General features: G+C 62.3%; 9 protein-coding genes and 1 pseudogene. 6 read left to right on the top strand and 4 right to left on the bottom strand.

The annotated features are described in order from the left end of the window. A pseudogene (locus MF6394_RS08465) lies at window positions 1-158 on the bottom strand (alpha/beta hydrolase); the annotation flags it as partial. Window positions 159-504: 346 nt separating this feature from the next. Between MF6394_RS08465 and MF6394_RS08460 the strand changes: the two are divergent. The 6 genes from MF6394_RS08460 to MF6394_RS08435 all read left to right on the top strand — a co-directional run bounded on the left by MF6394_RS08460 (window position 505) and on the right by MF6394_RS08435 (window position 6,953). After that, window positions 505-1,536 carry an amino acid ABC transporter substrate-binding protein gene (locus MF6394_RS08460; protein ID WP_044271982.1) on the top strand — a complete coding sequence of 344 codons (1,032 nt, stop codon included), beginning with the start codon at window positions 505-507 and terminating at the stop codon, window positions 1,534-1,536. A 72-nt stretch (window positions 1,537-1,608) separates the two neighbouring features. After that, window positions 1,609-2,790 (top strand): amino acid ABC transporter permease, encoded by a 1,182-nt coding sequence (locus MF6394_RS08455; protein ID WP_044271984.1) that lies wholly within the window; start codon window positions 1,609-1,611, stop codon window positions 2,788-2,790. Between the two features lie 10 nt (window positions 2,791-2,800). Further along, window positions 2,801-3,898 (top strand): amino acid ABC transporter permease, encoded by a 1,098-nt coding sequence (locus tag MF6394_RS08450; RefSeq protein WP_047712643.1) that lies wholly within the window; start codon window positions 2,801-2,803, stop codon window positions 3,896-3,898. A gap of 10 nt (window positions 3,899-3,908) precedes the next feature. After that, window positions 3,909-4,673, top strand: a complete 765-nt coding sequence (locus MF6394_RS08445) for an amino acid ABC transporter ATP-binding protein (protein ID WP_003188759.1) — start codon at window positions 3,909-3,911, stop codon at window positions 4,671-4,673. Window positions 4,674-5,038: 365 nt separating this feature from the next. Then, window positions 5,039-5,698 (top strand): FadR/GntR family transcriptional regulator, encoded by a 660-nt coding sequence (locus MF6394_RS08440; RefSeq protein WP_044271987.1) that lies wholly within the window; start codon window positions 5,039-5,041, stop codon window positions 5,696-5,698. Next, window positions 5,688-6,953, top strand: a complete 1,266-nt coding sequence (locus MF6394_RS08435; protein WP_078466481.1) for a CynX/NimT family MFS transporter — start codon at window positions 5,688-5,690, stop codon at window positions 6,951-6,953. The genes MF6394_RS08440 and MF6394_RS08435 overlap by 11 nt, the downstream gene beginning before the upstream one ends. Here the strand turns inward: MF6394_RS08435 and MF6394_RS08430 are convergent. Genes MF6394_RS08430 through MF6394_RS08420 form a run of 3 tightly spaced genes read right to left on the bottom strand, consistent with a single transcriptional unit; the run spans window position 6,950 to window position 11,204 of the window. Next, window positions 6,950-7,594 (bottom strand): DUF1120 domain-containing protein, encoded by a 645-nt coding sequence (locus MF6394_RS08430; protein WP_078466480.1) that lies wholly within the window; start codon window positions 7,592-7,594, stop codon window positions 6,950-6,952. The genes MF6394_RS08435 and MF6394_RS08430 overlap by 4 nt on opposite strands. Before the next feature lie 23 nt (window positions 7,595-7,617). Further along, on the bottom strand, window positions 7,618-8,757 hold the full coding sequence (locus MF6394_RS08425) for a DUF1120 domain-containing protein (protein WP_177345132.1): 1,140 nt from the start codon (window positions 8,755-8,757) through the stop codon (window positions 7,618-7,620). 11 nt (window positions 8,758-8,768) lie between these two features. Continuing rightward, complete coding sequence (locus MF6394_RS08420) at window positions 8,769-11,204, bottom strand: fimbria/pilus outer membrane usher protein (protein WP_177345131.1); 2,436 nt, start codon at window positions 11,202-11,204, stop codon at window positions 8,769-8,771. Window positions 11,205-11,279: the final 75 nt, after the last annotated feature.

Below are 11,279 nucleotides of genomic sequence, written 5' to 3'. Positions count from 1 at the left end.
GTGGGGGCCTGGGGCAAAACAAAGCGGGTGCTCAGCAAGGTTTCCTGCAGCGCTTCGGCCACCGGCAAGAAGTCGTAGCGATCGGCGCCCAGGCCATGCAGCCAGATAACGCAGGCGTCTGCGGGCTTGGCAGGCTGAAGAATCAAGGGTTCGGTCATGTTTGCTCCATAGATGTGCGGGCGCTCCGATTAGGTGCGTCGGAACGGTGCGCGACAGGTTGATCTGTTAAGAGAATGTCGCAAGGCTGAATCTTTTGCCATTCAAGCGCAGTTGCAGCCACTCGGCCAAGACTCTGGTACGCGCCTTGCTATGTGTATCTCGATGTCAGAACTCTCCTAGGACGGTAACACTATCAGTGACTGCCGCTCGTGGGAAAGCAACTGGAATTACCGCAAAAACCTCATGCTGCTTGGCCCCAAAAAAAACCAACACGGGTCGATATCGCCTCATAAGGGTGCGCTGAGGTTGGAGCTCCGACACAACAAGAGCAATTGGAGGTTTGTAATGAAGGTATTGAAATCCACCCTGGCCATCGTCACTGCGGCGGCTGTACTGGGTGTCAGTGGTTTTGCCCAGGCGGGCGCCACCCTGGACGCCGTGCAGAAAAAAGGCTTCGTGCAGTGCGGTGTGAGTGACGGCCTGCCGGGTTTCTCGGTGCCGGATGCCAGCGGCAAGATCCTTGGGATCGACGCTGACTATTGCCGCGCTGTGGCGGCTGCCGTGTTTGGCGATGCCACCAAGGTCAAGTTCAGCCAGTTGAACGCCAAGGAGCGTTTCACCGCGCTTCAGTCAGGCGAAGTCGACATCTTGTCGCGCAACACCACCATGACCAGCTCCCGCGACGCGGGCATGGGCCTGAAATTCCCGGGCTTCATTACCTACTACGACGGCATCGGCTTTCTGGTGAACAACAAGCTGGGCGTCAAGAGCGCCAAGGAACTGGACGGTGCAACCATCTGCATCCAGGCCGGTACCACGACTGAGCTGAACGTTTCCGACTACTTCCGCGCCAACAACCTCAAATACACCCCGATCACCTTCGACACCTCCGATGAAAGCGCCAAGTCGCTGGAATCCGGGCGTTGCGACGTTCTGACGTCCGACAAATCCCAGCTGTTCGCCCAGCGCAGCAAGCTGGCTTCGCCGAAAGACTACGTGGTGCTGCCGGAAACCATTTCCAAGGAGCCCCTGGGCCCGGTCGTGCGTAATGGCGACGACGAGTGGCTGGCCATCGTGCGCTGGGTGGGCTACGCCATGCTCAACGCGGAAGAGGCCGGTGTGACCTCCAAAAACGTCGAAGCTGAAGCCAAGTCCACCAAGAACCCGGACGTTGCGCGTCTGCTCGGTGCCGACGGCGAATACGGCAAAGACCTGAAAGTGAAGAAGGACTGGGTAGTACAGATCGTCAAGCAAGTGGGTAACTACGGCGAGATGTTCGAGCGCAACCTGGGCAAGAGCACGCCATTGGAAATCGACCGTGGCCTGAACGCCCTGTGGAACAACGGCGGCATTCAATACGCACCCCCTGTGCGCTGATCGCTGATGGTTCTGTCACCCGGTAGGCCAACTGCCGGGTGATGTTCTGTTCCATTATTTTCGGGGCACTTCATGCAAAATCAAATCGGCGCACCCAAGCAGAAGCTCAGCTTCAGCGACCCCAAAGTGCGTGCGTGGCTGTTCCAGATCATCACGATCGTGGCGGTGGTCTCGCTGGGCTGGTACTTGTTCCATAACACCCAGACCAACCTGCAACACCGGGGCATCACCTCGGGTTTCGACTTTCTTGAGCGCAGTGCCGGCTTTGGCATCGCGCAGCATTTGATCGACTACACCGAATCGGACAGCTATGCCCGGGTGTTTGTCATCGGCCTGCTCAACACCTTGCTGGTGACCGTCATCGGTGTGGTGCTGGCAACGCTGCTCGGCTTCATCATCGGCGTGGCGCGCTTGTCGCCCAACTGGATGATCAACAAGCTGGCGACGGTGTACGTGGAGGTGTTTCGCAACATTCCGCCGCTGCTGCAAATCCTGTTCTGGTACTTCGCGGTGTTCCTGACCATGCCAGGGCCGCGCAACAGCCATAACTTCGGTGACACCTTCTTTGTCAGCAGCCGTGGCCTGAACATGCCGGCAGCGCTGGCGTCCGACGGGTTCTGGCCGTTTGTGGCCAGCCTGGCGGTCGCCATCGTTGCCATCGTGCTGATGACCCGCTGGGCCAACAAGCGCTTTGAAGCGACCGGGGTTCCTTTCCATAAATTCTGGGCGGGCCTGGCGCTGCTGGTGGTGATCCCGACGCTGTGCGTGTTGCTCTTCGGCACGCCGCTGCATTGGGAAATGCCCAGGCTTGCTGGCTTCAACTTCGTCGGCGGCTGGGTGCTGATCCCGGAACTGCTGGCGTTGACCTTGGCGCTGACGGTGTACACGGCAGCGTTCATTGCCGAGATCGTGCGCTCGGGCATCAAGTCCGTCAGCCATGGCCAGACCGAAGCGGCACGTTCACTGGGCCTGCGCCCAGGGCCGACGCTGCGTAAGGTCATCATCCCGCAAGCGTTGCGCGTGATCATTCCGCCGCTGACCAGCCAATACCTGAACCTGGCGAAAAACTCGTCGTTGGCCGCCGGTATCGGTTATCCGGAAATGGTTTCGCTGTTTGCCGGCACGGTGCTCAACCAGACCGGCCAGGCCATTGAAGTCATTGCCATCACCATGAGCGTGTACCTGGCGATCAGCATCAGCATTTCCCTGCTGATGAACTGGTACAACAAGCGCATTGCGCTGATCGAGCGGTGAGGACACACCCATGACTACGCATACGTTCAAACCTGACATGCCACCGCCGAGCAAAGTCTTCGGGCCGGTGGCCTGGATGCGCGCCAACTTGTTCTCGAGTTGGCTCAATACACTGCTGACCTTGCTGGCGATCTACCTGGTGTACCTGGTGGTGCCGCCGATCCTGCACTGGGCCATCCTCGATGCCAACTGGGTGGGCACCACCCGCGCCGACTGCACCAAGGAGGGCGCCTGCTGGGTGTTTATCCAACAGCGCTTCGGGCAGTTCATGTATGGCTACTACCCCGTCGACCTGCGCTGGCGCGTGGACATGACGGTATGGCTGGCCATCGTCGGCGTGGCGCCGTTGTTCATCGCGCGTTTCCCGCGCAAGGCGATTTACGGCCTGGGCTTTCTGGTGCTGTACCCGATCATCGCCTACTGCTTGCTGCACGGCGGCGTGTTCGGCCTGAGTAATGTGGCGACCAGCCAATGGGGCGGCCTGATGCTGACCCTGGTGATCGCCACCGTGGGCATCGCCGGTGCCTTGCCGCTGGGCATTGTGCTGGCGCTGGGACGGCGTTCGAACATGCCGGCCATTCGGGTGGTCTGCGTGACCTTCATCGAGTTCTGGCGCGGCGTGCCGTTGATCACTGTGCTGTTCATGTCGTCGGTGATGCTGCCGCTGTTCCTGCCCGAGGGCATGAACTTCGACAAGCTGCTGCGGGCGCTGATCGGGGTGATCCTGTTCCAATCAGCCTATGTGGCCGAAGTGGTGCGCGGTGGTCTGCAGGCGATTCCCAAGGGGCAATACGAAGCCGCTGCGGCGATGGGCCTGGGCTACTGGCGCAGCATGGGCCTGGTGATTTTGCCGCAGGCCTTGAAGTTGGTGATCCCTGGGATCGTCAACACCTTTATCGCCCTGTTCAAGGACACCAGCCTTGTGATCATTATCGGCCTGTTCGACCTGCTCAACAGCGTCAAGCAAGCCGCCGCCGACCCCAAATGGTTGGGCATGGCCACTGAAGGCTACGTGTTCGCCGCTTTGGTGTTCTGGATTTTCTGTTTTGGTATGTCGCGCTATTCCATGCATCTGGAACGCAAGCTCGACACTGGCCACAAGCGTTAGGAGTTTTTTGATGAGCGAAGCAATCAAACAGCCTGTGAGCCCTGAAGGCATTATCCAGATGCAGGGCGTCAACAAGTGGTACGGCCAGTTCCACGTGTTGAAAGACATCAACCTCAACGTCAAGCAGGGCGAGCGTATCGTGCTGTGCGGCCCGTCGGGTTCGGGCAAGTCCACCACCATCCGCTGCCTCAACCGCCTGGAAGAGCACCAGCAAGGCCGCATCGTGGTCGATGGCGTGGAGCTGACCAACGACCTCAAGCAGATCGAAGCGATCCGCCGTGAAGTCGGCATGGTGTTCCAGCACTTCAACCTGTTCCCGCATTTGACCATCCTGCAAAACTGCACGCTGGCGCCGATGTGGGTGCGCAAGATGCCCAAGCGCAAGGCCGAGGAAATCGCCATGCATTACCTGGAGCGCGTGCGCATTCCGGAGCAGGCGCACAAGTTTCCGGGGCAGCTTTCAGGTGGTCAGCAACAGCGCGTGGCGATCGCCCGCGCGCTGTGCATGAAGCCCAAAATCATGTTGTTCGATGAGCCGACATCGGCGCTGGACCCGGAAATGGTGAAAGAGGTACTGGACACCATGATCGGCCTGGCCGAAGACGGCATGACCATGTTGTGCGTGACCCACGAAATGGGCTTTGCCCGCACCGTGGCCAACCGCGTGATCTTCATGGACAAGGGCGAAATCGTGGAACAGGCGGCGCCGAATGACTTTTTTGATAATCCGCAGAATGAGCGGACTCGGTTGTTCTTGAGCCAGATACTGCATTGATGGAGCGTTAAAAAATAAACCCGGCCTGGTAGCCTAATGCCGTTCAGTCAAGGATTTTTGTAGGAGCGAGCTTGCTCGCGAGAAACTCACAGGCGCCGCGTTCAATCAGGAAACACGCGTTCTCGTTGACGTTTTTCGCGAGCAAGCTCGCTCCTACACGGCATGGTTCAGGAGGCTTGGGCCGCCATAAGGTTTTCTACTTTTCCATAAGACACCTGCGTCCAATAATTACCCTCTGAGGGTAATTTTCAATCGAAAATACTGCTCCTTTTCCTGCCTAAGAACCCTAGTGCGTTGCCTTTGTAGGCAACTCCGAATAGCCTGTAGGAAAATTCATCCTATGATTGGACGAAAGCGCAAATCCCATGACAGACATCGCCCCGCTGATCAAACGCTCGCTGGTTGACCAGGCCCTGGAGCAACTGCGCCTGCGCATCTCCCAGGGCGTATGGGCGATCGGCGAGCGCCTGCCCACCGAGCCCGAGTTGTCCGCCGAGCTGGGGATCAGCCGGAACACCGTGCGTGAAGCCATGCGGGTATTGGCCTTCTCGGGCTTGATCGACATTCGCCAGGGCGATGGCAGTTACCTGCGCTCGATGACCGACCCGCTGGGCACGATGCGGGCGCTGTCTCATTGCACGTTGGAGCAGGCGCAGGAGACGCGCCAGATTCTGGAAGTGGAGGCCATCGGCCTGGCGGCATTGCGTCGTACCGAAGCGGACCTTGAGGCATTGCGCAAGGCGCTCGCTCTCAGCGCCGAGCGGTATCACGGTGATCTGGAGGCCTATATCTGCGCCGATCTTGTATTCCACCAGCACTTGGTAGACGCGGCGCACAACCCGGCCTTGAGCGAGCTGTACCACTACTTCTCGGCCATTGTCGGCGCGCAGCTGCGCCAGACCCTGAACCGCTCACCGCGACGCCAGGCGGTGTTCGACCTGCATGGAGCGCTGCTCGATGCGGTGGAACAACAAGACCCGGACCGCGCCAAATCCCTCTGCCGGCAGTTGATCAATGAACCCTGAAGCCCCACGCAAGACCGAACTCGAAGAACTGTTGATCGATGCCGAAGCCGACGACGACAGCGTGCAGCAGGCGCCGCCGAGCGTGGTTCGGCCATGGCTGCTGTTGCTGGGCCTGGTGTTGGTGGCCTTGAACCTTCGCCCGGCCTTGTCGAGCCTGTCGCCGTTGCTGGCAGAGGTTTCGAACAGCTTGGGACTGTCCGCCGCCAAGGCCGGTTTGCTGACCACCTTGCCGGTGCTGTGCCTGGGCCTGTTCGCGCCCACTGCGCCGATACTGGCACGGCGTTTCGGCGCCGAGCGCGTGGTGCTCGGTATCCTGCTGACCCTGGCCGCCGGGATCATCCTGCGCAGCTCATTCGGTGAGGTGGGGCTGTTCCTCGGTAGCCTGGTTGCCGGGGCGAGCATTGGCATCATCGGCGTGTTGCTGCCGGGTATCGTCAAGCGTGATTTCGCCAGGCAGGCCGGGGCCATGACCGGTGTCTACACCATGGCGTTGTGCTTGGGCGCCGCCATGGCGGCCGGTGCCTCGGTGCCGCTGAGCCAAGCCTTTGGCGACAGTTGGAAGATCGGCCTGGGCTTCTGGATCCTGCCGGCTCTGGTGGCGGCCCTGGTATGGTTACCCCAGATTGGGCAGAAGCACGGCGCCCATCGTGTGGCCTATCGTGTGAAGGGTTTGCTGCGCGATCCCCTGGCCTGGCAGGTCACCCTGTACATGGGCCTGCAATCGTCCCTGGCCTACATCGTGTTCGGCTGGTTGCCGTCGATCCTGATCGGCCGTGGCCTGAGCGCGACCGAAGCCGGGTTGGCGCTGTCGGGCTCGATCATCGTGCAACTGCTCAGCTCCCTGGCCGCACCGTGGCTGGCGACGCGCGGCAAGGACCAGCGCCTGGCGATTGTGGTGGTGATGCTGCTGACCCTCGGCGGGCTGTTCGGTTGCCTGTATGCACCGCTGGAGGGCCTGTGGGGTTGGGCGATTTTGCTCGGCCTGGGACAGGGCGGTACCTTCAGCCTGGCACTGACCTTGATCGTGTTGCGCTCGCGCGATTCCCATGTGGCGGCCAACCTGTCGAGCATGGCCCAGGGCATCGGTTACACCCTGGCGTCGATGGGCCCGTTCGCGGTCGGCCTGGTGCATGACTGGACCGGCGGCTGGACCGCCATTGGCTGGATCTTTGCCGTGATCGGCCTGGGTGCCATCGTGGCCGGCCTGGGCGCCGGGCGTGCGCGCTATGTGCAGGTCACCAGCGAGAAGGTCTAGAGATACACCACTTCCAGCGTGGCTGAGCCATCGAGCGCAGTTTCCACGCTCAGGTCCAGGTTCTGGCGGGCATTGATCACGGTCTGCACCGTGACATTGCCCCCCAGGGTACCGATGGCCGTGGGCCCGCTGACGCTGCCTTCCACGTCGGTAAAGCCCAGGTAGCTTCGCGAGCCAATATCGATGGGGTTGAGATTGGAGGTGCGCCACGCCAGGCCACCGGTGGTGGACTCGGTGCCATAGACCTGCGCGGTGTTGCTGGCCTGGGTTTGCCGCGGGTCGAAGGTCATGGAGTAAACCCCCAGGCGGTTGCCGCTGCTATCAAACCCCAGCCCGTAGTAAATCTCGCTGTTGACCATGGCCGAGCCGTCGCGGTTGTCGCGCATGCGAAGGGCGTAGCGGACGGGGCCATTGCAGGCGATGCCGACATGCAGCGTCTTCAAGGGCAGGCGCGTGGCGGTCTCCAGGTTCAGGTCTTGCTGGGCAACCTTGCCGTAGTCGATCAGGCCGCCGCTGGAAAGCTGCGGCATGCAGGCGGCGGGGACGATCAGGCCGTGGACGCTCAGGTCTACCGCCGAGGCGGCCAGCACCGAGGGCGCGCAGGCCAGTGACAACAGGCTGGAAAGGATGCGGGTTTTCATGGGAGGGACTCCTTACAGGGGGCTCAGGGGTAGACGATCTCGAGCGTGCCGGAACCGTTGATGTGCACCACGTCACGCAAGTCCAGGGTTTGCATCGGCGCCAGGTAAGTCTTGATACGCATCGTGCCGGTCAGGGTATGCAGGGCGACTGGCCCTGTGGTAACGCCGGTTTTGTCGGTAAAGCCCATGATGCTGTTGGCCGCCATGGGGATTTGCCTCGCGGTGGAACTGCTCCATGCCACGCCATTGCTGGTGGAGTCGGTGCGGTACAAGGTGGGGAAGGCATCGGCGCTGAATTCGGCCGGGTCGATGGTCAGATAAAAGCGCCCGATCTTGTTGCGGCTGGCATCCAGGTCCAGCCCGTAGGCCGTTTCATCGGTGCCGCCCGTGGCCGAACCGTCGCGGTTGTCCTTCATGCGCAGGGCGAAGCGGATGGGCGCGTCGCAGGTCACGTTCAGGCGCAAGGTGCGGGTGGGCAGCGGTGTTTCAGTGCTGGCGTTGAGGTCTTTGGCGTACAGGGTGCCGTAGTCCACCACGCCTTGGTCGGACAAGCTCGGCAGGCAGGCGATAGGCGCGAAGTGCGCGCGCAGTGTCAGTTCCCGGTAGCGCCCGTGGCGCGGGCCATACAGCATGCCGGCGACTTCCCAGGTGGTCGCATCGCGTACTTGGGTGGCGGCAGGGTCGGCCCAGGCGCGCAGGGTCAATTGCAGCGCCAGGGTTTTTCCGCTGAGCACCACGCCCCTTTCCACCGGTGCGATGCCGTGGTCGGGTCGCCATTGCATGACGCTGCCGGTGGCTACGGGCGCCTGCCCCACGGCGGGCAGCACACCCAGCTCCACCGCGCGGCCGTCGAGCAGCCCATTCCCGACTTCAATGGCGTAGCTACCGTGCTCGGTAAACTGCCAGCGCTGTGGGTTGGCAGCTTGCGCTCGGTAGAACAGGCTGAGGTCTTCGGCCTGGGGGCAACTGACGGTCACACTCAGTCGACGCTCGCCGAGCAGGCGTTGTGGTGCGCTGTCGTTCTGGGCCAGGCGGCTCATCAGGCCCAAATCGAGCAAGGGTTCACTGACGTTCAGTTGGCATTCTTCAAAAGCCTGGGCTGTGCCGGCGACGCCGACCAACAGCCCCAGGCACAGTTGACGCAAACAGCTTGCAAGGGGCATGGCGGGAATCCTCAAGGTGCGTGACAGCGTGCGGGGGCCGTTTCGAAGTACACCGAGGGGTCGGCTTTTTCCGGCAGCGAATAACGCAATTGGCAACGACTGCCCTGGGGCGTGGTTATCCACAGCGTCGATTGGCCCAGCACATTGGGTAGAAATACTTGGCTGCCGTCCTGCACCAGGGTGATGAACTCACCCTCGGCACTGCTGACCGAGGCACCCGCCGGCAGCGGTGCGCCCTGGTCGTTGCTGACGGTGAGCAGCAGGCGGCGGGTCAGGCCGACGCCGAACTCGACGCGGTCCACGGCGCCGCGGCCGGACGAAATCATGGCCAGGCCGTTGTTGATATCGGCGTTGCGCGGCAATGAACGCGTTTGCACTTCCACCGGGCTGCGCCCGTAGGCGGCGACCTGCGGCACCACAGCCTGGCCTTGCCAGTCGGTCCACACCGGGCCGCTGGGGGTGCTGAGCTTGATGCCGCTCATGTCGCCGACCGACACCAGCGCGAAGGTGTCGCGCACCGGGTAGGGGGAAAAGGTCATACCGTCGCCATGCAGCACCACACCGCCGCGCGCACCGCCTTGATAGCTGGAACGCTCGGCGTCGGAGCGGCTGTAGCTGAGGTCTAGCTGGCTGTAGCGTGGCAGCGCGGAGATGCCCAGGGTGGTTTCCACTTGATGGTCGCTGCTGTCGTGTTCGGCGCTGACGCGGTAGCTGAGTTGGTCGTCGATCTGTTCAGTGATGCCCAGGCCGGTGCGGTTTTCGCCGCCGGAATTGCGCACCCAGCTGCGCAGCCGACGGCTCTCGCCCAGCGGTACGCTGATATTCAGGTACACCGCGTTGTCCTGCTGCTGGTCGCCGCCCATTTGCCACTCGGCGCTGGCCGACAACGACACCGCACCGATGCTCGTGCCCCAGGAGGCCAGCGCCCGGCTGCTGCTGTCGCCGGCAAAATTGGCCGAGCGCGAAACCCCGGCGCTGAACGCACCCAGACGTGGATGGGACCAGCCCAGGTTGAGGCTTTGCTGGTCGCGGTAGCGCGAATCCCGGTTGTTGTCGTCGCGCGCGTAAGTGCTTTCTTCAAGCTCGCGATAGCCGATGCTGCGCCAGGAATTGGCGGCGCTGATCGACCACTGCTCACCCAGGCGCTGGGACCACGACAGATCGGTCTGTACCCCGGAGACTTTGTCTTGCGCCTGGCTGTTGGACACTTGCGTGGACAGCTGGATCTGACTGTCCAGCCACGGCAGCCAGCCCAGGCTGGCGCCCACCGAGCGGTATTCACTGGCCGCCAGCACGCCCGTGCCGAGGGTCAATTGCGGGTGCAGGGCGCCGGTCCAGCCGCCACTGACTACCCACGGATCCTCGCCTTTGGCATCGCCCACATTACGCACTCGGCCCGCTGCCACGGAGTAACCCGGGGCTGGCAACCCAAGCCCGAGCATGGCCGCTGGCACGGTGAAGCGTCGTTCACCGCCGACGCTCTCCTTGACCGTGACTTCAACGTCCGAGCGCGTGTTCAAGCGACGCACATCGGTGAGGGTAAAGGGCCCGGCGGGCACCACGGTGGAATGAATCAACGCGCCGTTCTGGCGAACCTCGACCTGGGCCGGGCTGTTGGCGATGCCCTGGATCAGCGCGCCCTGGCCCTGTTCTTGAAGGGCGTGCTCGGTGAGCACCTGCACGCCGGTAATCTGCGCGCCGGACAGCACCGGGTTGTACAGGTTGATTTGCCCGGCTTGCAGCACCGCCTGGTGGCTGGCGAAGGTGCGTTGGGCATAGGCTTGCAAATGGGTGCTGCGTGACAGGCCATCCTGCCAGGTCTGCACCTGGCGGCTGCGCACGATCCAGTCGCCGGCATTGAATCCCACCTCGGTATTGGCCGAGCCAAACCGGCTGGCGTCATCGCCGAAGCGGTTGTAGAAGCCGCTGAGGTCGTAGTTGAGCAGGCCGGCAAACCCGCCGGTTTCGTAGCCGGAGATATCCTGCTGCACGGGGCGCAGGGCGTCGGTGGGCACCACCAGCGACACCGTCAGTGTCGCCGGGTCTGGTTCCACCAGGGTTTGCGGGTAGCGCGCAAGAAAATCATAGCAGCCCTCGATTTCACCGGGCGGCATCAGATTGGCGGCGTCCAGCAAGGCGCGGTCAAAGCACAGATTGCCTTGCTGATCGAAGTTCACCGCCAGCCGGCCACGGCGCTGGCCGTTGACGCGCAGGTTGACGGTGTGTTGCCCGGCCGCGTAACGCGGTGCGGAGAGCAACAGGCTGGCCAGCTGTGGGTCGATACCACGTTGTTGCAAGGTCTGGGCATCGAAGCCGGACGGGCTGGAATCTTCGGCGCACACCTTGGCCGGTATGAGCGCACACAGCAGCAACGCCAGCACCAGGGCAGGGCTGGCAGAGGGAGCGGGCACGGCTTCGCCGTCACGGTAACTCAATACTGTTTTCACGCAAGGTACTCGAATAGTGAACGCGCAGCCCTTGTGGGCCGGGCGTTCTGGTGACGATCAACAAGCCGTCACTTC

This window comes from Pseudomonas sp. MF6394, assembly GCF_002018845.1.
GTDB lineage: Bacteria > Pseudomonadota > Gammaproteobacteria > Pseudomonadales > Pseudomonadaceae > Aquipseudomonas > Aquipseudomonas lactis.
The sequence above is the reverse complement of the archived record's forward strand: the minus strand, read 5'-3'. Positions and strand labels throughout refer to the sequence as shown.